Origin of the sequence: Stenotrophomonas sp. T8 (genome assembly GCF_051853085.1) — a bacterium.
In the GTDB taxonomy this organism is placed as follows: domain Bacteria; phylum Pseudomonadota; class Gammaproteobacteria; order Xanthomonadales; family Xanthomonadaceae; genus Stenotrophomonas; species Stenotrophomonas sepilia.
In genome coordinates, this window is record NZ_CP195329.1 from 3,314,489 (window position 1) to 3,337,491 (window position 23,003).

The following is a 23,003-nucleotide window of genomic DNA, read 5'->3' on the forward strand; positions in this document are numbered from 1 at the left end:
TTCATCGGTGGGGCCGGGTAGATGGGCTGCACAGGGGGCGCTGCAAGTACGTCCCTGTAAGCTCGGTCGCCGCATCCATGCGGCTCACGCCCCTGTGCAGCCCATCTACCCGGCCACGGACACGTGCCGTGCGCGTCCACCCTCGGAGAAGAAAATAAGATCAAAAGCGAGTCGCGCGCTGCGCTTGCTTGTGTAGAGCCGAGCCCATGCTCGGCTTCGCGGACCGGCCGCAAAGCAGCCGAGCGTGGGCTCGGCTCTACAAAAAGCGGCCTGCCAGGCTGCCTTTGCTTTTGATCCTCTTTTCTCTTCCGTGGGTGGACGCGCCCGGAACCTGCCCAGCCTCTCCCATGAACTGCTCTACGTGTCCACCCACGAGGGGCTGTGCCGTTGGCTGGAAATTACAGCCCGATGCCGGCGTCGCCTTCAGGCTCCAGCGCCTTCACCAGCACCGCGGCCTGGGTGCGGCTATGGCACTCGAGTTTTTTCAGGATGGCGGTGACATGCACCTTCACCGTGTTCTCAGCCAGCCCCAGCGTGTAGGCGATCTGCTTGTTGAGCAGGCCATCGGCCAGGCAGAGCAGCACGCGGAACTGCTGCGGGGTCAGCTGGGCCAGGCGGCTGGCCAGCAGCGCATCGGCCTCCGAGCGCTCGGCGGCCATTGCCGGGAACCACAGGCCGCCGTCGAGCACCGCCTGCACGGCCTCGCCGATGGTCTCGGCCGGGGCCGACTTCGGGATGAAACCGGCCGCGCCGAACTGCTGGGCACGGCGGATCACCCGCGGGTGGTCGTTGGACGAGAGGATCACCACCGGAATGTCCGGATGCGAGCCACGCACGTGCAGCAGCGCGGAAAAGCCGTGCGCGCCAGGCATGGTCAGGTCGAGCAGCACCAGGTCCACGTCCGGCTGCGCGTCGAGCGTCTCGGCCAATGCCTCGGCGCTCGCAACCTCGCGCACCTGTGCCAATGGCAGGCTCTGCCGCAAGGACTGCACCACCGCCGAACGCAGCAGCGGGTGGTCATCGGCGATCAGGATGGTGTATTCGCTCATACCGCCATTGTACGGGCAGGTCGCCGCCTCAGCGCCCGGCCGGCTCGACGCTGCTGCGCCAGGCATCGAGGAACTGGCGACGCTTGAGCGCGTCCAGGTACACCAGCAGGCCCGGGCCGAGCTGGATCGGACGGCGGCTGCGGCCGGGCGCATCGTCACCGCGTGCGTTGCCGGTCACGATCGGCATCAGCCGCGCTTCGCGCGACAGCACCTGCTGGCCACGCGGCGACAGCAGGTAATCGAGGAAGCGCCGCGCTTCTTCCGGGTGTGGGCCGGTGCGCGGGATGACTGCGGTGCGCAGCACCACCAGCGTGTAGTCCTCGGGCTCGATGATGGCCAGTGGCGCGCCGGCATCGACACGTGCCTGCGCGTAGGAGCCGAGCACGTTGTAGACCAGCGACAGCTGGCCACTGGCCACCTGGTCCAGCAGCACGCCAGTACGCTCCTCGCGCACCACGTCGTTGTCGCCGAGCGCGCCCAGCAGCGCACCGGCAATGCTGCCGCGCTGCGCGTCCTGGGTGGCCAGCAGGTAGCCGACACTGCTGCGCTCGATGTCATAGGTGCCGACCTTGCCGCGCAGCGGTGCACCTTCAGCACGCAGCCGGTCGAGCAGCTGGCGGCGCGTGTGCGGCACCTTCGCTGCCGGCAGTGCGCGGGTGTTGTAGACCATCACCACCGGCTCGTAGCTGATGCCGAATGCCTCGTTGCGCCATTGCGCCCACGCCGGCAGCGCCGCAGTCTGCGCCGAGCGGTGCGGCAGCGCATGGCCATCGTTGACCAGCTTGGTCTGCAGGTCCATGCCGCTGGAGATCAGCAGGTCCGGTGATGCCGGCCCGCCACGGTCGTGCAGGTAACGCGCGTACAGGTCCTGGGTGATGATGTCCTCGTACACCACTTCGGTGCCGGGGTGAAGGCGCTGGTAGTCGGCGATGACCACCGCGAACACTTCGATGTCGGTGGTGCCGTGGATGCGCAGCTGAGCGGTGGCCGCTCCCTGTGCGGGAAAACGGCGCACATCGCCGGGCGCGGCCAACACCGGCAGGGCCAGCAGCAGGGCAACGGCCGTCGCGAACAAGCGGATCATGGACTGCTCCGGGGCAGGCGGATGGTGGCGACCAGCCCGCCCTGCGGGCGGTTGCTGAGGTCAATGCTGCCGCCATGGCTGTCGACCACGCGCTTGACGATGGCCAGGCCCAGCCCCGCACCACCTGAGGGCGCGCCTTCGCCACGGGCGAAACGCTCGAATACGCGCTCGGCATCGGCCGGGGCGATGCCTGCGCCGTGGTCGGCGATGGTCAGCACGGCCTGCTCGCCTTCCACGGTAAGGGCAATCTGCAAGTCGCCGTCACCGCCGTACTTCAGTGCGTTGTCGACCAGGTTCTTGATCGCCTCGCGCAGCAGCAGCGCATCGCCGTGCACCAGTGCCGGTTCGGCGGTCATCGCCAACTGCACGCGCGGCGCCGGACCGGCCTGCGGCAGCGCTTCATGCAAGGCCTGGTGCACGGTCTCGGCCAGGTCCACCGCTGCAAAGCGCTGCAGATGCGAACGATGGATCACGCTGGCATCGCTGAGCAGCTGGTTCAGCAGCCGGCTCATATGGGTGGCGTTGCGCTCGATCGCCTGCAGGCTGCGCCGCATGTCCTCCGGATCGTCATCATCCAGCGCCAGCTGTGCCTGTGCGCGCAACGCAGCCAGTGGCGTGCGCATCTGGTGCGCAGCCTCGGCCATGAACGCGCGCAGTGTCTCGTTGCTGCTGGACAGGCGTTCCATGAAGCGGTTCAGCGCCGCCACCATCTGGTCCATCTCGCGCGGAACGCGGGCATCCAGCGGCTTCAGGTCGGACGGCTCCCGTCGCGACAGCTCGCGCTCCACCCGCACCAGCGGCCGGAATGCGCGATGCACGCCGAACGCCACCAGTGCCAGCAGCAGCCCGGACAGCACGCCGATCGCGAGCAATGCGCGATTGACCATGTCCTGCGCGACCGCTTCACGCGCACGCCGGGTCTGGCCGACCTGGACCTGCACCTCGCCCTGCGCCGAGGCAGCGGCGAAGCTGCGACCGACCACCACGAAGCGCACGGTCTCGCCGCTGTAGGTGGCATCGAACAGCTGCGGCTGGGTACCGGGCCGGCGCGGCGGTGCCGGCAGGTCGCCGTAGCCGGTGATCAGGGTGCCGCGGCTGTCGGCCACGCGATAGAACACGCGGTCCTCGGGCGCCATCGCCAGCAGGTCCAACGCCGCATACGGCAGATCGACCTGCCACTGCCCATCGACCAGGGCCACCGAATCGGCAATGGACAGCGCCGAGGACACCAGCAGGTGATCGTAGGATCGATTGGCGGCGCGCTGGCCGTAATCGCGCGCGGCGAACAGCAGGGCCACTGCGAACACCGCCAGCAGCACGCCGAGATAGAGCAGCAGCGTTCGCCGCAGCGAACCCGGCGCCGCAGTCGCAGCGCGCGCGTCAGCCATCGGCGTCGGCATGGGTATCGCTGGCCTCCAGCAGATAGCCGACACCGCGCACCGTGGTGATGCGCAGCGGTGCGCCCGCCAGCTTCTTTCTCAGGCGGCCAACATACAACTCGATGGCATTCGGGCCCGCTTCGTCATCGAAACCGAACAGGCCGTTGCCGATCTCATCCTTGCCGACCACTTGGCCGAGGCGCCCGACCAGGATCTCCAGCAGGCGGTACTCGCGGTTGGGCAGTTCGATCGGTTCGCCGTCGAGGCTGACCCGGTGCGCAGCGTTGTCGAACTGGAAGCCGCCGATCTGCACCACTTCGCTGGCCTGGCCACGCGCACGCCGCAGCAGCACACGGCAGCGCGCTTCGAACTCGCGAAAATCGAATGGCTTGCCCAGGTAATCGTCGGCACCGACATCCAGCGCCTGCACGCGATCCTCGATGCCATCGCGCGCGGTCAGCATCAGCACCGGCGTGCTGTCACCGCGCTCGCGCATGCCGGCCAGCACGCGCAGGCCATCGAGCTTGGGCAGGCCGATGTCCAGCACCACCAGGTCGAAGCTCTGGTAGCGCAGCACGCTGGCGGCGGCCAGGCCATCAGCCTGCCAGTCCACAGCGTGCCCGCTACGGCGCATCCGGCGGATGATCGCATCGGCCAGATCCGGGTTGTCTTCGACCAGCAGCAGGCGCATGGGCACACGGGTGGGAGGGGAACCGAATGCTACCGCATGCCGCCGCCGCGCTTGCCGGGCACGGCACGGCGAGATCGACGACACGCTTTTCGCTGCACCGCACAAACCGCTGACAGGACGATGACAGCTTGCCCGACCCAGACTGCGGCCGCGCACCGTCCGGTGCCCACGATTGCCGCGCGCCTGGCGCGCACCTGGGAGGGTTTGTGGAATTCACGTTTGCCTGGCGGCGTCCTGCCGCCATGATGGCGCTGGCTGCCCTGTCGGCGCCGGCCTTCGCTGCCGAAGACGACCGCCCGGTCACCGCCATCCTCGGTGGCCGCCTGCACCTGGACTTCGCCACCTTCGACAACGACAACCGCGGCACCCCGAACAAGGACGACACCGAGGTCCGCCGCGCCTGGCTGGACGTGTCGGGCAAGTTCTTCGTGGTCGACTACAAGCTGGAAGCCGATTTCTCCGGCGACCGCGTCGAGGCCAAGGATGTCTATCTGGCACGCAGCTTCGGCAAGGCCGGCAAGCTGACCGTGGGCCAGTTCAAGCAGTACTTCTCGCTGGATGACCGTACCAGCTCCAACTACGGCAGCTTCCTGGAGCGCGGCAACGCCGGCACCACGCTGGCGCCGCTGTACCGCCTGGGTGCGTCCTGGCAGGCCAACCCGGGTGACTTCACCTGGGCGGCCAGCATCTACAGCCTGGAGAGCATCGACGCCTGGCAGGTGAAGGGCCGCGCGGCGGGTGGTCGCGTCACCTGGGCGCCCTCGCCCAGCGACGGTGACGTGCTGCACCTGGGCCTGTCGCTGGCCCGCGAGGCCTACGACAACCCGGGGGCCAACGGCGTGCCCGGCCTGCGTATCCGCCCGCGCCCGGCCGGCCACCTGTCCGACAACAGCCGCCTGACCCTGGTCGACTTCTCCGCCGGCCGCGATACCGACGTCAACAAGTGGTCGCTGGAATACGCGCAGGTGCGCGGCCCGTTGTCGTGGCAGGGCGAGTTCAGTGGCGCCACCTTCGATGATGGCGCCCAGCGCGGCGACGTGATGGCGGCCTACGGCATGCTCAGCTGGTTCGTCACCGGCGAAAGCCGTGCCTACGACCGCAAGACCGGCCGCTTCGCACGGGTCAAGGACATCCGCCACAAGGCTGGGGCCTTCGAAGTGGCGCTGCGTTACGACCAGATGTGGGGCGCGCAGCACCTCGATGGCGCGCCGGACCTGCGCCGTGGCAGCACTGAAGCGTGGACGCTGGGTGGCAACTGGTACCTGCGCGACAACCTGCGCTTCATGCTCAACGTGATCGAAAGCCGCAATCGCGACCGCCTGGCCGGGGTCACGGTGGACCGCACGCGCGCGGTCACCGGCCGCCTGCAGTACGACTTCTAAGCCAGCTGTGCCGGGCAAACCACCCGGCCCCCTTCCACTCCCCCACATCCTGTTTTCGCAAGGAGTCCGCAGATGATGCTGAGCATCCTCGGCTTTGGCATGGTCATTACGTTCATGTACTTGATCATGAGCAAGCGGTTGTCGCCGCTGGTGGCCCTGATCACCATCCCCATCCTGTTCGCGCTGATCGGCGGCTTCGGTGCCGGCATCGACGAGATGATGCTGGAGGGCATCAAGAAGATCGCGCCGACCGGCGTGATGCTGATGTTCGCCATCCTCTACTTCGGGGTGATGATCGACGCCGGCCTGTTCGATCCGCTGGTACGGGTGATCCTGCGCTTCGTCAAGGGCGATCCGATGAAGATCGTGCTCGGCACCGCGGTGCTGGCGATGCTGATCTCGCTCGATGGCGACGGTTCGACCACCTACATGATCACCGTCTCGGCGATGCTGCCGCTGTACCAGCGCCTCGGCATGAACGCGCTGAACATGACCTGCGTGACCATCCTGGCCGGCGGCGTGATGAACCTGACCCCGTGGGGCGGCCCGACCGCACGCGCGGCCACCGCGCTGCACGTGGACCCGGCCGATGTGTTCGTGCCGCTGATCCCGTCGATGGTGATCGCCTGTGCCGGCGTGCTGCTGCTGGCCTGGTACCTGGGCCTGAAGGAACGCCGTCGCCTTGGCGTGGTGACCCTGCCCAAGGGCGGCAGCTGGGTGGACAACAGCGTGTCCGACGACAGCAACCCGCTGCCGACCGTGGAAGACGCCGAGGACATCAAGCGCCCGAAGCTGCTGTGGGTCAACCTGGCCCTGACCGTGGCGCTGATGACCGCGCTGATCATCGGCGTGCTGCCGATGCCGGTGCTGTTCATGGTCGGCTTCGCCATCGCCCTGGTGATCAACTACCCGAACCTGGCCGAGCAGCGCCGCCGCGTGGTCAACCACGCCGGCAACGTGCTGTCGGTGGTGTCGCTGATCTTCGCCGCGGGCATCTTCACCGGCATCCTCAACAACACCGGCATGGTCGAGGCGATGTCACACAGCTTCCTGGCGGTGATTCCGGAGTCGTGGGGCCCGTACCTGGCGGTGATCACCGCCGTGGCGTCGATGCCGTTCACCTTCTTCATGTCCAACGACGCGTTCTACTTCGGCGTGCTGCCGATCCTGTCCGAGGCCGCCGGCAACTACGGCATCACCCCGGTGGAGATGGCGCGTGCCTCGCTGGCCGGCCAGCCGGTGCACCTGCTCAGCCCGCTGGTGCCGTCCACTTACCTGCTGGTGGGCCTGGCCAAGGTCGAATTCGCCGACCACCAGAAGTTCACCCTGAAGTGGGCCATCGCCATCTCGATGCTGCTGATGATCGGCAGCCTGCTGTTCGGCCTGTATCCCCTCGCCGCCTGACCCTTTACCAAGGAGCCTTCTGCAATGACGCTTCGAATCGCTTACGTCACCAGTGGAATGGGCAGTGTCGGCACTGCCATCTGCCAGAGCCTGGCCCGCAGCGGCCACACCGTGGTCGCCGGCTGCGCGCCCAGCTCGCCGCGCAAGGCCAACTGGCTGCGCGAGCAGCGCGAACAGGGCTTCGACTTCATCGCCTCCGAAGGCAACGCCACCGACTGGGCCTCGACCAGCGCCGCGTTCGCCAAGGTCCGTGCAGAAGTCGGTGAAGTGGACGTGCTGGTCAACAACTCCGGCGGCAGCCGCGACCTTCTTTTCCGGCAGATGACGGTGGAAGACTGGAACGCGGTGATCGCCTCCAACCTCAATGCGCTGTTCAACCTGACCAAGCAGGTGGTCGATGGCATGGCCACGCGCGGCTGGGGTCGCATCATCAACATCGGTTCGGTCAGCGCCCACAAGGGCCAGATCGGCCAGGTGAACTACGCCACCGCCAAGGCCGCGATGCACGGTTTCAGCCGTGCACTGGCCGCCGAAGTGGCCTCGCGCGGGGTCACTGTCAACACGCTGTCGCCAGGCTACATCGCCAGCCAGGCGATCAGCAGCTTCCCGCCGGATGTACTGGATCGGCTGGCCGCCTCGGTGCCGGTGCGCCGGCTGGGTCGGCCCGAGGAAGTGGCCGGCCTGTGCGCGTGGCTGGCCTCGGATGAAGCCTCGTACGTGACCGGTGCCGACTATCCGGTCAACGGTGGCCTGTACATGGGTTGAGCCCTCCCCCACGGAGTGCGCGGGGCCGGTGAATCTTCGTTCGCGAGGGGGATCCGGCCCCTTTTTCTATCGGGTTGCAGGACACGCACGGGGGCCTGCGTCGTTCGTTGGTTTCTCGTAAAGAAGGTTTCATGTTCCGTTCGCATAGTGGCCATGCACCGCGCACGTGTGCCGGTGACCATCCCCCATGCAACGGACCACCATGCAGACCCGACACCTGACGATCGCCGTGGCGATCGCGCTCTCCGCCGCCACCAGCGCCCATGCCGCCACCGCTGCCGATACCGGCGCCAGCACCGATGCCGCGCTGAGCGCGCAGACGCTGGATACCGTCTCCGTGATCGGCCAGGGCGAGACCCGCCAGGTGCAGCGCATCGCCACCGTCGACAAGCAGGTGCTGCCGCCGGGCACCAGTGGCCAGAAAATCCTCGACCGCCTCCCGGGCGTGTCGGTGCAGTCCAACGATGCCTTCGGCGCCAACGAAGAATCGCAGACCATCAGCCTGCGCGGCTTCGACAAGAGCCGCCTCGGCTATACGCTGGACGGCATCCCGTTGGGTGACAACAGCTACGGCAACTACAACGGCCTGAGCATTGCCCGCGCGATCATTGCCGAGAACCTGGCCGGTGCCGAGCTGTCGCAGGGCATCGGTTCGCTGGGCGTGGCTTCGACCAGCAACCTGGGCGGCACCATCCAGTATTTCTCGATGGACCCGTCCACTGAATTCGGTGGCCGTGCCAGCGTCACCGTCGGCGACAACAACCAGCGCCGTGGCTACCTGCGCGTGGATACCGGCGACCTCAACGGCTTCTCGGCCTATGTGTCCGGCGTGCACCAGGACCAGGACATGTGGGCCGCGCCGTACCAGAACCAGACCACCCGCCAGTTCAACGCCAAGGCCGTGTGGAATGTCGGCGACCACCGTTTCGGTGCGTTCGTGGCGACCTCGCGCGCCAGCCAGGCCAACTACGCCTACCTGTCCAAGGACATGCTGGCCCGCGGCCTGGGTTATGACTGGAACATCTACGCGCCGGACTGGGATCGCGCCGTCGCCGCCGCGTACTGCGCGCCGGGCACCTACAACAAGGCGCGCTGCAGGTTCAGCGGCGGCGTCAACAGCATCGACGATGCGTACTACCAGAGCCGTGCACTGCGCGACGACAACCTTTATTCGGTCGATGCCGACCTGCGCCTGGGCGAGCAGGGCCGCCTGAAGCTGCTGGCCTACCACCACGACAACCGTGGCCAGGGCCACTGGTGGGCACCGGGCCAGCCGTCCTACCCGGGCACCGACAGGATGCTGCCGATTTCGATCCGCAGCACCAACTACACGATCAACCGCGATGGTGTGACCGCCGCGCTGTCGTGGACGGTGGGCATCCACGAACTGGAGGCGGGCCTGTGGTACGAGCAGAACGACCACAACGTGTCGCGCAACTTCTACTACATCAGCGGCCCGTTCCTGGACGACCTGTACCTGAAGAACCCGGACCGCCTGCTGTTCAACCAGGATTTCGACATCCGCACGCGCCAGTTCTACGTGCAGGACCGCATGCGCTTCCTGGACCAGCGCCTGACCGTGGACGTGGGCATCAAGAGCCCGAACACCCGCATGCGCGCCACCGCCCAGCCGGGCGTGGAAACCAGCATCGCCTCGGGCACGCTGACCGCCAAGAAGTCGGTGCTGCCGCAGGTGGGCCTGGGTTTCAAGCTCAACGCCAACAATGAACTGTTCGCCTCGTACGCCGAGAACATCGCCGCCTTTGTCGGTGGCGGCAGCGGTGGCCCGTTGCAGGTGTCGCCGGAATCGTTCGCGGCCAGCGCCGGGCTGGAACCGGAGAAGTCCAAGAGCCTGGAAGCCGGCTTCCGTACCTTCGGCGAGAAGTACCAGGCCTCGATCGCCGCCTACAACGTGAAATTCGACAACCGCCTGCTGTCGCTGAACCCGTGCTCGAGCATCGAAGTCGGCACGCGTCCGGAGTGCGTGACGCGCTTCATCAACGTCGGTTCGGTAAAGAGCCACGGCGCGGAACTGACCTTCATCCTCAAGCCGATCGACGGCCTGCAGTGGTACAACGCGCTGTCCTGGAACAAGACCACCTACGAGGATGACTACACCTCGGGCGGCGCGATCGTGCCGGTGGCCGGCAAGATCACGGTGGATACGCCGCAGCGCATGGCCTCCAGCGAGATCAGCTGGAACCGCGATGGCTTCTTCGCCAGCCTGCGTGCCAAGTACACCGGCAAGCGCTACTACACCTACACCAACGACCAGTCGGTGCCGGGCGTGACCACCTTCGACGCCGGTGCAGGCTACGACTTCGGCCCGGGCCTGGGCCTGCGCAACGTTCGGGTGTCGTTGAATGCGACCAACCTGACCAACAAGCGCTACGCCGGCCAGCTGAGCTCGTTCGCACCGACCGATCCGAAGGGCACGCGCTATGCGATCCATGCGAGCGCACCGCGGCAGCTGTTCATGACGGTGGCGGCGGAGTTCTAAGTCAAAAGCGGGCGCTGCGGCGCATCAGAGCCGCAGCGGGGCGAGGTCGGACGGGCCGAGGCAGGACACGCCGCAAGTACGTCCATGTAGGCTCGGTCGGCGCATCCATGCGCCTCACGGTCCTGCCTCGGCCCGTCCCACCTCGCTCGACAATCCCCTGCGCCGGCGCGGAGGCAATGGAAAGCAAGAGCAAAGCAAAGCGCCGGGCAGTGCCCGGCGCTTTGCTTTTCAAGCTTTTCAAACGCAATCCCTCTGGTGGATTGCTGGCCGTCTCGCGGAAATTGTCCAGAGCGGGGGGCTTGCGCTGGCCAGGACCGTCCACGGCATGGATGCCGTGGCCGAGCCTACAGGGACGTACTTGCGGCGTGTCCTGGCCAGCGCAAGCCCCCCGCTCTATCCGATATCAATCAAGACGCCACAAACCGCCAACGCATTTCATTCCGGTGCCAGCTGGTCCATCCGTATCCGGTTGGCAAACAGCGAAAACGCCAGCATGCCGGCCAAGCCGTTCGCCCGGCTCACCCAGTGCGGCAGCCAGCGCGGTGGCTTCAATACCCCCGCCTCGAACAGCGGCGCGAACGCGATCGCATCGGTCAAGCTCATCTTGCCGGCGAACAACCAGCGGCAGACCTGCAGGCGGTCCTCGGCCAGCATGTGGCGGAAGAAGGTGTGCACCGACACCAGGCCGCGCAGGTACACCGTGTCCTTGGTGAAGGCCAGGCCGCCACTCGGCGGCACGCCGCGGAACACGCGCTGCGCCGAGGCGAAACTCTCTTCCGCGTTCTGTCCCGCGTCGCAGAAGTAGCGGAACACCTCGATGAAGTCGGCGCCTTCGCGTGCCATGGCAATCGCTTCGGTACGCAGGCTGATGCGCTTGAGGCGCTCGATGTCGATGCTGCCGGTGATCTGCTCGGCAAACGTCGCCAGCCCTTCCTGGGTGGCCGTCACCCGCGGCGACGACAACGCCAGGCTGGGCAACACCGGTTGTTCGCGGCCGTTCAATGCGGTCAGCGAATGCACCAGCGCTTCGTGGTGGAACAGCTGCGCGCGGTCGTAGGCGCTGAAGCGGGCACTGGTGCGCAGTCGAATACGGGTCGGGCCGGCAGCCGCCTTGGACACCAGCTCCGGATCCAGCTGTACCTGGATGATGCGCGATTCGAAGAACGCATCCAGGTCGTTCTGCAACTGCAGTTGCAGGGCGATGGCCGAGACCGGTACCTGCTCTTCCGGTGCCAGCAGTTCGTGGTCCAGTTCTGCGGCAATCTGGATGAAGTGGCGTGCCGCGTCGCGCGTGCTCGGGCCATTGCCCGGCAGTGGCTGCTCGGGGGCACCGAACAGCTGCACCGAACAGGTATCGACGGCGGCAGTGCCCAGCCCTTCCAGCAGCTGCGCGGCCAGGTCCCAGCTCTGCGCCGACTGCTGCACATAGTGGCCCAGCGGGTGGCTGTCATCGCAGTCGGCAGCGATCGCGGCCAGGGCGCGGCGCTCTTCGCTGAAGTCCAGCCGAGGGTAATCCACCTTCGGCAGCACCGGCTGGCCGCGCGCCACGCTGTCCAGGAACGGTACCTGCACCGTGGCCGGCCAGCTGGTCAGCCCCAGCAGGCGGATGCCTCCCACGGCCTCGACCAGGCGCGCATCGAGCGCTGCATGGTGGGCCACCTCACGGTCCAGCGTCGCGGTCGGTTCCATGCGCGGACTATAGCGCCCTGCCATGTCCGGCGCTGCGCGCCGCCGCCCGAGCGTTGGCTCGGGCGCTACAGGGTGTCCCGGGATGCATCTCTTGTAGAGCCGAGCCCACGCTCGGCTGCACTGTCAGCGCCTACGCGGCTTTCCGGCCGGGCGGAACTGCTGGCCTTTGCCCTTCTTGCCGCCACGTTCCTGCGCGGTCTCGGCCTGGCGCACCGCCAGCTTGGCGGCAGCGGCGGCCACTTCTTCCTTCAGCTTGAAATAGTTCAGCAGCCGGCTCTCTTCGATCTCGCCAGCGTCGATCGCTGCGCGGACAGCACAGCCCGGTTCCTGCTGGTGCTTGCAGTCGTTGAAACGGCACTGCGTGGCCAGCGCTTCGATGTCGGCGAAGCCACCTTCGGACAGCGTTTCTTCGCCGGTCGGTTTCAGCTCGCGCATGCCGGGGGTGTCGATCAGGCAGGCGCCGGTCGGAAGCGGCATCAACGCGCGATGGGTGGTGGTGTGGCGGCCGCGCGAATCGTTGGCACGCACCGCGTTGGTCTTCATCCGCTGCTCGCCGAGCAGGGTGTTGGTCAGCGTGGATTTGCCGGCACCGGAGGAGCCCACCAGCACCACCGTGCGGCCCGGGCCCAGCCACGGTTGCAGCACCGCCACACTGTCGGCATCCAGGCCGTTGATCGCATGCAACGCGATGCCCTGCATCTCCAGTTCTTCCAGCACCGCCAGCGCATCCTCGCTGTACTCGGTCTGGTCGGCCTTGGTCAGCACCACCACCGGTTCGGCGCCGCCACCGCCGACCAGCAGTAGGTAGCGCTCGATGCGGCGCGGATTGAAGTCGGCATCCAGGCCACAAACGATGAACACCGTATCGATGTTCGCTGCGATCACCTGCTGGTGGTAGTGCTCGCCCGCCGCGCCACGCTTGATCGCGGTGCGACGCGGCAGCAGCGCAACGATGCGGATGCCGTCCAGCAGCACCCAGTCGCCCACTGCAGGCCGCTCGTGGCTGGGGAAGCGCGGGCGCTGCCATTCCGGCAGTGACTCCGCTTTGATCGCCGCATCCGGGCCATCGGCCACCACGTAATGGGTCCGGTGCTGCTCGATCACCCGCGCCGGGCGGGCCTGCGGGTGCGCGGCCATCATGGCCTGCCAGTCGGCCTGCTGCGCCGGGCCCGGCCAGGGCCAGCCGATGGTCTGCAGGGCGATGAAATCGGGGGTCTGGGTCATCGCCGCCATTCTACCTGTGACGGCCCCCGGCCAGCCCAGCAATGGCAGGCGCGGAGCCGTTGCCATGCACTGCAGCAATTCCGGTAGGATGGAATCCCCATGCCTTTTGACGGCCCAGCCCCCATGTCCACCCTTTCGCCCAAGCCCCTGGCCATCCGCGAGCGCCTTTCCGAAGTGCGCTACGAAATCCGCGGAGAACTGGCCCGGCGAGCGCGGGAGCTGGAGGCGCAGGGCCGCAAGCTGATCAAGCTCAACATCGGCAACCCGGGCAACTTCGGTTTCCGCGCACCCGAGCATCTGCAGCGCGCAATCGCCGACGACATGGGCCGCACCGACCCGTACACCCACCAGCAGGGCCTGCCGGTGGCGCGTGAAGCCATCGCCGATTACTACGCCCGCCGCGGCGCACCGGATGCACACCCGGACCGCGTGTTCGTCGGCAACGGTGTCAGCGAGCTGATCGACCTGTCGCTGCGCGCACTGCTCAATCCGGGCGATGAGGTGCTGGTGCCGTCGCCGGACTACCCACTGTGGTCGGCCTCCACCATCCTCAACGATGGCCGACCGGTGTACTACCGCTGCGCCGCCGAGAACGGCTTCCAGCCGGACCCGAGCGAGATCGAGACGCTGGTGTCCTCGCGCACCCGCGCCATCGTGCTGATCAACCCGAACAACCCCAGCGGCGCCAGCTACCCGCGCGAACTGCTGGAGCGCGTGGTCGAGATCGCACGCCGCCACAACCTGCTGCTGCTGGTCGATGAGATCTACGACCAGATCCTGTACGACGATGCGGTGTTCCAACCGGTCGCGCCGCTGGCCGGCGACCATCCGTGCCTGACCTTCAGCGGCCTGAGCAAGGTGCACCGTGCCTGCGGCTGGCGCGTGGGCTGGGCCCATCTCAGCGGCGACGACGCGCGCCTGGGCGACTTCCGCGCCGCGCTGGACCTGCTGGGCGCGCTGCGCCTGTGCGCCAACGTGCCGGGCCAGTACGCCATCGAGGCCGCAGTGAACGGCCCGGACACCATCTCCGAACTGTGCACCCCGGGTGGCCGCCTGTATGAAACCCGCCGTGCGGTGATCGACGCCTGCGAAGCCAGCGAGCACCTGTCGCTGGTCGCGCCAGCCGGTGCGCTGTATGCGTTCCCGGCCGTGGTCGGTGCCGCTGCCAAGAGCTTTGACGACCACACCTTCGCGCTGGACCTGATGAACAACGAAGGCGTGCTGGTGGTACCGGGTTCCAGCTTCAACGTGCCCTACCGCCACCATTTCCGCGTGACCCTGTTGCCGGAAGCCTCGGTGATGCGCGATGTGTTCGCCCGCATCGACCGCGTGCTGGCCCGGCGTGCCGAGGACGCGACCAAGGTCGTGCCGCTGAAGCCGCGCCGTTCGGTGGCCTGAGCGGTGGCGCTGTCCTACCTGGCGCTGGGCGACTCGTACACCGTCGGAGAAGCCGTTGCTGTCGAAGGCCGCTGGCCGCACCAGCTGGCCGCCGCCCTGCGTGCGCAGGATGTGGCGCTGGCCGACCCGCAGACCATCGCCACCACCGGCTGGACCACCGACGAGCTGGACGCCGGCATCGATGCGGCTGCACCCCAGGGCCCGTTCGATTTCGTCAGCCTGCTGATCGGCGTCAACAACCAGTACCGCGGCCGGCCGCTGGACGAGTACCGCGTACAGTTCCAGGCCCTGCTGCAGCGGGCGATCGGCTTTGCCGGGGGCCGCCCCGGGCGCGTGCTGGTGCTGTCCTTCCCCGACTGGGGCGCGACGCCGTTCGGTGCCGGCAGCGGCCGCGACCTGGCCACCATCGAGATCGAGACCGACGAGTTCAACGCAGCTGCCGAGGTGATCAGCACCCAGCAGGGCGTGGCCTTCGTCGACATCACCGACATCAGCCGTGACCAGGGCGGCAACCCGGCAATGATCGCCGAAGACGGCCTGCACCCGTCGGCGCGGATGTACGCATTGTGGAGCGCGCGCGCGCTGCCGGTCGCCGCACGCCTGCTCGGTGGAACGGACTGATACGATGGATGGTACGCCACGGAACGGCCCGCCGCTGCCCTGCACACCGCTGACCGCCCCGCAGGCCCGCGCGATCGCCGAAGCGTTCCGCCCGGCACGGGCCTGGGGCAGCCGTCGCGACTACTACTACACCCGCGGCAAGCTCGGCAGCGACCCGTTGTATGACGGCGTGCTGCAGCATCTGCGCGACGACGGGCAGCCGGTGCTGGACCTGGGCTGCGGGTTGGGGCTGTTCGCCCATGTGCTGCGCCAGCGCGGCGGCACCCACCCCTACCTCGGCGTGGACGTGGATGCCAGCAAGATCACCCGTGCCCAGCGTGCCGCCACCGGCCTGCACGCTGTGCGCTTCGACTGCCTGGACGTGCAGGCGCCACTGCCGGCGCAGCCCGGACACGTCCTGTTGCTGGATGTGTTGCAGTACCTGGACGCGGGCCCACAACTGGCACTGCTGCGTGCGGCCAGCGCGCGGGTGGCCGCCGGTGGCCGCCTGCTGCTGCGCACGCCACTGGCCACCGGCGATGGTCGCGACCGCACCACGCGGGTGGCGGACCGGTTGGCCTGGCTGGTCGGCTGGATGGGCACGCGGCCGCGCCACTACCCCGACCCGCACGTGCTGCAAGCGACACTGGCCGAGGCCGGATTGCAGGTGACGGCGCCGCGTCCCCTGCATGGGCGCACGCCATTCAACAGCTGGTTGCTGGTGGCCCAACGCCCCGCGCTGTAGAGCTGCGCTGCGACCTTTTTCCGGTGCTGCGCACCGCCGCCCGAGCATCGGCTCGGGCGCTACAGTAGCGCCCCCCTTGTAGAGCCGAGCCCATGCCCGGCTGCTCTACATCACCAGGGCCGGCGCTACGGGACCGGCAGCCGCGCTTTCAGCCCGCGCTCGTCCAGTGCCTGCAGCACGCCCTCGATGATCGCCAGGTTGTGGCCGTGGGCGGCCCCCTCATGCAGCAGCACGATGGCCCCCGGTCGCAGATCCGGCAGCAGGCGGTCGAGCACCCCCTGCGCCGTGCAACCGATGCCGTCGAAGCCGCGCGCGCTCCAGCCGACCCGGACCAGGCCCAGCCGCTGCAGCACCGGCGCCACGAACGGATTGGTCATGCCCACCACCGAGCGGTACCAGCGCACCGGGCGACCGCTTACCGCCTGCAGCGCGTGCTGGCAGCCCTCGATCTCGGCGCGCATCGCCGCCGGGCCCAGCCGCCAGAAGCGCGCCTGCGGATGGCTGTGGCTGTGGTTGCCCAGGTCGTGGCCGCGGCGCAGGATCTCCTGCACCAGTTCCGGCTGCGCCAGCGCGCGCTCGCCCACCAGGAAAAAGGTGGCATGGGCCTGGTGGCGGTCCAGCAGGTCGAGCACGGCACGGGTTTCCGGGCCAGGACCGTCATCAATGGTCAACCAGACGCTGTTGCCGGCATCCGGCAACCGGCTCAGCACCGGCGCATAGAAGCGACTGTTGGGCAGGAACACCGGCACCAAAAACAGTGCGTGGCTGGCCACCATCAGCGGCCCCCCCCAGTGCCAGCCCGCCAGGGCCCAGACCAGGATCACCAGCAGCTGCGACGCCACCAGCCAGGGCAGCCAGCGCCAGGGCCGGGTCGGAATGCGATGCAATGTTCCTGCGTTGCTCATCCCCCATGATGCCATGAGGGGTAGAATCGATGGTTCGAATTCCCGGAACCCCGACGTCCATGTCCCTCGATCCCGCCCTGCGTTCGCGCATCGAATCCATCCTCAACGCCAACCGCGTCGTGCTGTTCATGAAGGGCCAGCCGTCGATGCCGCAGTGCGGTTTCTCGGCCAAGGCCGTGGGCGCCCTGCAGGACCTGGGTGTCGAGTTCGCCCACGTCAACGTGCTGGCCGACCAGGAAATCCGTGAAGGCATCAAGGCCTATGGCGACTGGCCGACCATCCCGCAGCTGTACATCGACGGCGAACTGGTCGGCGGCAGCGACATCGTGCTGCAGATGGCCGCCAGCGGCGAGCTGAGCAGCGTGCTGGGCCTGGCTGCGCCGGACCGTACCCCGCCGAGCATCACCGTCACCCCGGCCGCCGTGGAAATGCTCAAGGGCGCGCTGGCCGATGCCCCGGGCGCGGCCCTGCAGCTGTCCATCGACGCCGGTTTCCAGCCGAACTTCCAGCTGGCCCCGCACGACGAAGGCGCCATCGCTGCCGAGTCCAATGGCCTGCGCGTGCAGTTCGACCTGGCCAGTGCCCGTCGCGCCAACGGCATCACCATCGACTGGGTGGACGACATCCGCGGCAAGGGCCTGACCATCGACAACCCGAATGCGCCCAAGCCGGTGCAGGAAATCAGCGTGCGCGATGCCGACGACCTGGTGCGTGCCGGCAACATCACCCTGGTCGACGTGCGCCCCGCCGACGAACGTGAGATCGCCGCCGTCGGCGTGCCGTTCAAGACCTTCGACGGCAACGGCCGTGCCGCGCTGGAAGCCCTGCCGAAGGACACTGCACTGGCCTTCATGTGCCACCACGGTGGCCGCAGCGCGCAGGCCGCCGAGCAGTTCCGCGCCCTGGGTTTCACCAAGGTGTTCAACGTGACCGGCGGCATCAACGCCTGGTCGGAAGACGTCGACAACGGCGTGCCGAAGTACTGATTGACGGCGCGGGGTCAGCGCCCTTTCCTGCGGAAAGCGGATCTGGCCCCCGAAAAAAGAGGATGGAGGGGATTAAGTCGTTTATGCCACAAACGACTTAATCCCCTCCGTCCCCTTTTTTCAGCCGGCGAAACCGCCTTCGGCCAGGTAGTCCAGTTCCTCCGGCGAGGGAATGCGCCCCAGCACTGCGTTGCGGTGCGGGAAACGGCCGAAGCGGCGGATGATGTCGCGGTGCAGCTCGGCGTACTGCAGGTATTCCTTGTCGCCCAGCACATCGAACATCGCCACCGAACGGTCCTGGTCCAACGGGTCCTCGGAGTGCTCGAACGGCAGGTAGATGAAGGCGCGCAGCTTCGGCACCAGCTGCAGGTCCAGGCCTTCCTCGATGGCGCGCATGGCGTAGTGCCGGGCCAGGCCATCGGTGGCATAGGAATGGGCAGTACCGCGGAAGCAGTTGCGCGGGAACTGGTCCAGCAGCAGCATCAGCGCCAGTGCGCCCTCGGCACTGCCCAGCCAGTGTTCACGCCCACGCGAAGCGGCGGCGAAATGCTCATCCAGGAACAACTGGCGGAACTGCGCGTCGAACGCATCGTCGCGGGCGAACCACTTCGCAGGGCCCGCTTCTTTCCAGAAATCCACCACTTGCGCGGCAACGTCCATCACCTACTCCCCAGGGCCGGCGCGCCGCGCCAGGCCATCATCATCATTCATCGAAGCGCAGGTGGCGGACCGACTTGCCGTTGCGCCGGATAAGCTTAAGCGCCTCGATACCGATCTGGATATGGTTTTCCACGAACTGGGAGCTGACCTTGGCATCGGAAGCCTCGGTCTTGACCCCGTCGGGGATCATCGGCTGGTCCGAGACCAGCAGCAGCGCGCCACTGGGAATGTGGTTGGCGAAACCGGCCGCGAACACGGTGGCGGTTTCCATGTCGATGGCCATGCAGCGCATCGCCCGCAGCCGCTCCTTGAAGGCCTCGTCGTGCTCCCAGACCCGGCGGTTGGTGGTGTAGACGGTGCCGGTCCAGTAGTCGTGGCCGAGGTCGCGGATCATGGTCGAGACTGCACGCTGCAGCGCAAACGCCGGCAAGGCTGGCACTTCCGGCGGCAGGTAGTCGCCCGACGTACCTTCGCCGCGGATCGCCGCGATCGGCAGCACCAGGTCACCCAGCTGGTTCTTGCGCTTGAGGCCACCGCACTTGCCCAGGAACAGTACCGCCTTGGGCATCACTGCCGACAGCAGGTCCATGATGATCGCGGCATTGGGGCTGCCCATGCCGAAGTTGATCATGGTGATGCCGTCGATGGTGGCACTGGCCATCGGCCGGTCCAGGCCGATGATGGGCGCACCGGTCAGCTCGGAAAAGGTGTGCAGGTAGCCGCCGAAGTTGGTCAGCAGGATGTGCTGGCCGAACTGGTCCAGCGGCACGCCGGTGTAGCGCGGCAGCCAGTTGTCGACGATTTCCTGCTTGCTCTTCATGGGCGGTCCGGTACGGCGTGGGGGCCGCCATTGTAGGCGTGCACGGGCCAACCCACACCTGGGCCGGCAACGAAGAAGGGCGGCCCTGCGGCCGCCCTCCTGGTTTCCCTGCAGTCACCGGCGGCTTAGAAGCGCACCGACCAGCGCAGGTTGGCACTGTGGTCACGGCTTTCGTCGCCATACTGGCCGCTATAGCCCAGCTCCAGCTGCTGGCGTGCGGTCAACCATGCCGACAGCCCCAGTTCGGCCACCACCGTCCTGTCAGCCATCGGGGCACCGCTGACCACGAAGCTGTCGCTGCCGGTGGCAAAGGCGAAGCGGGCCGCCGGGTCGCGATCCCCGCTGGCATGGCGGTACCCGACGCCACCGCGCAGGTGCAGCCAGCTGTCCTGCTGGAACGAAGCCTTCAGGCCCTTGTCAAAACGCAGGCCGGCCGTGGCCACGGTGGTACGCAGATCGTCCACCTCACCCTGCAGTGCAGCCGCACCGCCGCGCTCGTTGACGCGCTTCATGTCCACTTCCACACGTGCGAGCTGCAGGTAAGGTTCCAGCCCCGCCTCGCGGCCGCCGAAGCGATAGCTTGCCTCGACGAACGCCTGGCGGGTGCGGCCGTCATAGCGTGCCGCCAGCGTATCGCTGTAACCGGAGAAGGCCAGCTCACGGGTGCTCTTCACCTCATGCTCGCTCCAGGCCAGGCCACCCCGCAGGCCGAAGGCGCCCCAGTCGTGACTGGCATAGGCCCCCAGGTGCGTATTGTCGACCTTGGCACGCGCACGGCGTCCTTCCTGCTGCTTGGCATCGGTACGGCCGGTACCGGCCAGCATGCCCACCTGCCAGCCGTTGATCTCGCGGTCCACGCCTGCCAGCAGGCCGCTGCTGTTGGCTTCGGTGCGTGCGGTGTTGCCATTGCCGTCCAGCGTGGTGCTGCCACCGATGGCCTGTACCCAGACCCCCGCGGCGGCGTCGCCGTCTGCTCCCGGCGCGCGTACACCGACGCGGCGCGACAGTGCGGCATCACGCACGTAGCGGCTGCCCTCGACCAGGGCCATCGCGGTGGCCGCATGCAGCTCGCCGCTGAGGCCGTCCAGTGCAGCGCCTACCTGTTGAGGGAACAGCAGGGTCAGTGGGCGCGGCAGGCCCTGGTTGACCGCCAGCCGGTCGGCCACAATGGCCACCGCGCGCTGGTTGTCGGTACTGGCGGCACTGGCGAGCGGATTGCCACGGGTGACTTCAATGCGCGCGCCACCGGTGCCATAGGACAGCCCGAATTCCAGGAACGGCGAGAACGCACTGAAGTCGGTGGTGGCGAACTGGCCACGGATTCCGCCGTCGGCACGGATGAAGTTGAACTGCTCACCCAGGTAATAGGTGCCCGCTTCCGGCAGGGCGATCAGGGTGCCGCCCAGGGTGGCGGTACCGGTGACGCGCAACTGGTCACTGTGCCCGCCCGGGGCCAGCTCGGCCTGGTACACACCGGTGGCGGTCTGCACGTAGTCGCCGTTGATGGTCAGCGTGCCGATCGAGTTGCCCGGTGCAACGATACCGGCCACGGTGGTATCGCCCAGCTGGCCGATGCCCTTCAGTGTGCCGTTGCGGCCAACGAGGGTGTGACCACCGGTCTGCGTGCCGTTGAACGACAGCACGCCACCGTTGACGGTCAGGTCGGAGCCTGCGAGTAACCCGCCTGCATTCACACGGCTGTTGCCCAGGTTGGTCAACGCGCTGTTTTCCAGCCTTCCGTTCAATTCGAACGTCCCCTGCGCGGCCACCGAGGTCTGGGCGCCGCGCTGCACGCCGTCGAAGATGACCACGCCACCGTTGACGTTCAGGTCGGAGCCATCCAGCACACCGCGTGCGTTGATGTGGCTGGAGCCCCCCTGGCTGTTCAGCGCAGTGTTCTTCAACGTGCCATTGAGCAGGAAGCTGCCGCCGGCCACGTCCACCGCTCCGGTGAGCGTATTGACACCATCCAGTTCGAGCACGCCCTCGCGCACCAGCGCACCGTTGAAGCTGTTGTCGCCGCTCAAGCGCAGCCAGCCGATGCCGCTCTTGGTCAGCTTGCCGGGGCCGCCGATGTCGTTGGTCCAGTTGTCCCAGGCATCGCCTTCCCACACTTTCAGGCCACCGGCACGCTGGTTCATCACCACGTCGGTGTCGACGCGCAGCGAACCGTAACCCTCGATGGCCTTGGCCAGGTTCAACAGGCCCCAACCGTAGATGTCGTCGATGCCGGGCGCGCCCAGATCGGTGGTCGTGGTCAGCAGCACATCGCGCACCTGAGCGCTGTCCAGATAGGGGAAGCGTTCAAACAGCAGGCCCAGCGCGCCGGTGACGTGGGGCGCGGCCATGGAGGTTCCACTCAGCAGCGCATAGCCATAGGTAGGCACGCGCTGCTGGATGTCCAGGCTGACGTTGCCGTTGGCGTCGATGCCGACGCTGCCGGCCAGGCTGGAATCATCACCATAGGCGGTCGATACGATGTCCGAACCCGGTGCGGCAAGGCACCAGTTGGCACTCAGGCCGCACTTGTTGGAACGATTGCTCAGGGTCAGATTGGTACCGACGTTGACCACGCTCAACCAGTACGGCTCGATGTCGGCGAATGCGCGCGGCAGCGTGGCGTAGAGGCCGGCGATGGGGCTCTGCGCAGGCGCCGGAATGACCGAACTGGTATTGCCGGCCGCCCACACCTGGATCATCCCGCGCGCACGCGATCCGTCGGCAAAGGTGTTCAGGTACTGGCGGTCGTCCGGGTCGTTGTAGATCGCGTCCATGTCCGTCGCTGTCGTCGGTTCCGTGACCAGGCCCCAGCTATGGTTGATGGCACGCACGCCCTGCGCGTTCATCTGGGCATACAGGTCCTGGAAGGCGCTGACTTTCGGGCCGATCGCGCCCAGTGTCACGACCGAGTAGCCAGTCGCCGTGCGCTGCCACTCGCGGATGCTGTCGGAGAACAGCCGGCCAACGGTCAGGTCCGAACCGAAGGACACACCGTGCATGCCGCTTCCGTCCCGGTTCGCCGCGATGGTGCCAGCAACGTGCGTGCCATGGATCTCGAACTGCATCCCCGGCTGCACATAGGGGCCCGACTCGATGATCCTGCGGATGTTGTCGGGCACGTTGGCGTTGTACCCGACATAGCTGATCTGGACGTCATCGCCATCACTGGCGAAGCAGGCCGCCGGCCCACGCACTGCGGTGGTGTTGGTGCAGCGCGTGCCGTCAGCCATCAGATCGGCGATGCGGATGCTGCGGTTGTCCTTGCCGGCGAATTCCGGATGGTCCAGACCCGTGCCACTGTCGAATACGCCCAGGCGGATGCCCGCACCGGTCAGCCCGCGCGCATAGGCCACGTCGGCATTGATCGCAGCCAGGCCCCAGTCGAGTTCGAATTCACTGGTACGCCAGCTCGCTGCGTCGCCGGGCTTGCCCATGACCGGCTTCGCGGAAGCACCGGCGCTGGGAGCCAGCGCCGCCACCGGAATCGCTACCGAGGGAGCGATCATCGCGGGAGCGGAGGCGCTCACCCCGCTTTGCGCGGCGAACGCCGACTGCAGGCTGCGCTGCAGCTGGTAACGGGCCAGGGCGTCGTCACTGTCCTGGGCCAGGACCGGTAGTGCGGTGGCCACCAGCAAGGAACCGACAATGGCCGACGCCAGCGGCGAGGGCAGGAAGGAACGGCGCGAAACGGTCGAACGGCGGAGCTTTGCAGCAGTCATCGG

General features: G+C 67.5%; 18 protein-coding genes. 8 read left to right on the forward strand and 10 right to left on the reverse strand.

All coding sequences use genetic code 11. The features are described from left to right. Window positions 1-398: 398 nt before the first annotated feature. From ACSDHM_RS15350 to ACSDHM_RS15365, 4 genes are read right to left on the reverse strand one after another with little or no spacing between them, the layout of a single operon-like run. The gene (locus tag ACSDHM_RS15350) at window positions 399-1,049 is read right to left on the reverse strand and encodes a response regulator (RefSeq protein ID WP_065185360.1); all 651 of its coding nucleotides are present in this window, start codon (window positions 1,047-1,049) and stop codon (window positions 399-401) included. Window positions 1,050-1,077: 28 nt separating this feature from the next. Next, the gene (locus ACSDHM_RS15355; protein ID WP_111008233.1) at window positions 1,078-2,133 is read right to left on the reverse strand and encodes an ABC transporter substrate-binding protein; all 1,056 of its coding nucleotides are present in this window, start codon (window positions 2,131-2,133) and stop codon (window positions 1,078-1,080) included. After that, window positions 2,130-3,521, reverse strand: coding sequence for a sensor histidine kinase N-terminal domain-containing protein (locus ACSDHM_RS15360; protein ID WP_439426981.1), 1,392 nt, complete (start codon window positions 3,519-3,521; stop codon window positions 2,130-2,132). Before ACSDHM_RS15360 ends, ACSDHM_RS15355 begins: the two co-directional genes overlap by 4 nt. Continuing rightward, window positions 3,514-4,203, reverse strand: coding sequence for a response regulator transcription factor (locus ACSDHM_RS15365; protein ID WP_005419188.1), 690 nt, complete (start codon window positions 4,201-4,203; stop codon window positions 3,514-3,516). Before ACSDHM_RS15365 ends, ACSDHM_RS15360 begins: the two co-directional genes overlap by 8 nt. Window positions 4,204-4,445: 242 nt before the next feature. Here ACSDHM_RS15365 and ACSDHM_RS15370 point away from each other — a divergent pair, with 242 nt between their 5' ends. From ACSDHM_RS15370 to ACSDHM_RS15385, 4 genes are all read left to right on the forward strand, one after another. After that, entirely contained in the window at window positions 4,446-5,585 is a 1,140-nt protein-coding gene (locus ACSDHM_RS15370; protein ID WP_188241077.1) for an OprO/OprP family phosphate-selective porin, read from the forward strand. Between the two features lie 75 nt (window positions 5,586-5,660). Then, window positions 5,661-6,989: a CitMHS family transporter gene (locus ACSDHM_RS15375; protein WP_088497414.1), complete on the forward strand. Its 1,329-nt coding sequence runs from the start codon at window positions 5,661-5,663 to the stop codon at window positions 6,987-6,989. Between the two features lie 24 nt (window positions 6,990-7,013). Continuing rightward, the gene (gene phbB, locus ACSDHM_RS15380) at window positions 7,014-7,754 is read left to right on the forward strand and encodes an acetoacetyl-CoA reductase (protein WP_188240619.1); all 741 of its coding nucleotides are present in this window, start codon (window positions 7,014-7,016) and stop codon (window positions 7,752-7,754) included. Window positions 7,755-7,956: 202 nt separating this feature from the next. Further along, window positions 7,957-10,254 carry a TonB-dependent receptor gene (locus ACSDHM_RS15385; protein WP_439426367.1) on the forward strand — a complete coding sequence of 766 codons (2,298 nt, stop codon included), beginning with the start codon at window positions 7,957-7,959 and terminating at the stop codon, window positions 10,252-10,254. 435 nt (window positions 10,255-10,689) lie between these two features. On the opposite strand, the gene ACSDHM_RS15390 is transcribed toward ACSDHM_RS15385, so the two are convergent. Together ACSDHM_RS15390 and rsgA are read right to left on the reverse strand one after the other, a co-directional pair. Further along, window positions 10,690-11,943, reverse strand: a complete 1,254-nt coding sequence (locus ACSDHM_RS15390; RefSeq protein ID WP_151355246.1) for a flavohemoglobin expression-modulating QEGLA motif protein — start codon at window positions 11,941-11,943, stop codon at window positions 10,690-10,692. 123 nt (window positions 11,944-12,066) lie between these two features. Beyond that, on the reverse strand, window positions 12,067-13,176 hold the full coding sequence (rsgA, locus tag ACSDHM_RS15395; protein ID WP_070489841.1) for a ribosome small subunit-dependent GTPase A: 1,110 nt from the start codon (window positions 13,174-13,176) through the stop codon (window positions 12,067-12,069). Between the two features lie 114 nt (window positions 13,177-13,290). Here rsgA and ACSDHM_RS15400 point away from each other — a divergent pair, with 114 nt between their 5' ends. From ACSDHM_RS15400 to ACSDHM_RS15410, 3 genes are read left to right on the forward strand one after another with little or no spacing between them, the layout of a single operon-like run. Beyond that, window positions 13,291-14,565, forward strand: coding sequence for a pyridoxal phosphate-dependent aminotransferase (locus tag ACSDHM_RS15400; RefSeq protein WP_252745077.1), 1,275 nt, complete (start codon window positions 13,291-13,293; stop codon window positions 14,563-14,565). A gap of 3 nt (window positions 14,566-14,568) precedes the next feature. Continuing rightward, on the forward strand, window positions 14,569-15,186 hold the full coding sequence (locus tag ACSDHM_RS15405; protein ID WP_065196456.1) for an SGNH/GDSL hydrolase family protein: 618 nt from the start codon (window positions 14,569-14,571) through the stop codon (window positions 15,184-15,186). 4 nt (window positions 15,187-15,190) lie between these two features. Further along, complete coding sequence (locus ACSDHM_RS15410; RefSeq protein ID WP_353761320.1) at window positions 15,191-15,910, forward strand: class I SAM-dependent methyltransferase; 720 nt, start codon at window positions 15,191-15,193, stop codon at window positions 15,908-15,910. A gap of 125 nt (window positions 15,911-16,035) precedes the next feature. Here ACSDHM_RS15410 and ACSDHM_RS15415 read toward each other — a convergent pair whose 3' ends face one another. Continuing rightward, complete coding sequence (locus tag ACSDHM_RS15415; RefSeq protein ID WP_439426368.1) at window positions 16,036-16,815, reverse strand: polysaccharide deacetylase family protein; 780 nt, start codon at window positions 16,813-16,815, stop codon at window positions 16,036-16,038. 59 nt (window positions 16,816-16,874) lie between these two features. Here ACSDHM_RS15415 and grxD point away from each other — a divergent pair, with 59 nt between their 5' ends. Beyond that, complete coding sequence (gene grxD / locus ACSDHM_RS15420) at window positions 16,875-17,801, forward strand: Grx4 family monothiol glutaredoxin (RefSeq protein WP_439426369.1); 927 nt, start codon at window positions 16,875-16,877, stop codon at window positions 17,799-17,801. Between the two features lie 120 nt (window positions 17,802-17,921). Here grxD and ACSDHM_RS15425 read toward each other — a convergent pair whose 3' ends face one another. The 3 genes from ACSDHM_RS15425 to ACSDHM_RS15435 form a co-directional block, all read right to left on the reverse strand. Then, entirely contained in the window at window positions 17,922-18,461 is a 540-nt protein-coding gene (locus ACSDHM_RS15425) for a DUF924 family protein (RefSeq protein WP_005419210.1), read from the reverse strand. Between the two features lie 43 nt (window positions 18,462-18,504). Next, window positions 18,505-19,281, reverse strand: coding sequence for an AMP nucleosidase (locus tag ACSDHM_RS15430; protein ID WP_049415280.1), 777 nt, complete (start codon window positions 19,279-19,281; stop codon window positions 18,505-18,507). 125 nt (window positions 19,282-19,406) lie between these two features. Further along, window positions 19,407-23,000, reverse strand: a complete 3,594-nt coding sequence (locus ACSDHM_RS15435; RefSeq protein ID WP_439426370.1) for an autotransporter domain-containing protein — start codon at window positions 22,998-23,000, stop codon at window positions 19,407-19,409. Between the last annotated feature and the right edge of the window lie 3 nt (window positions 23,001-23,003).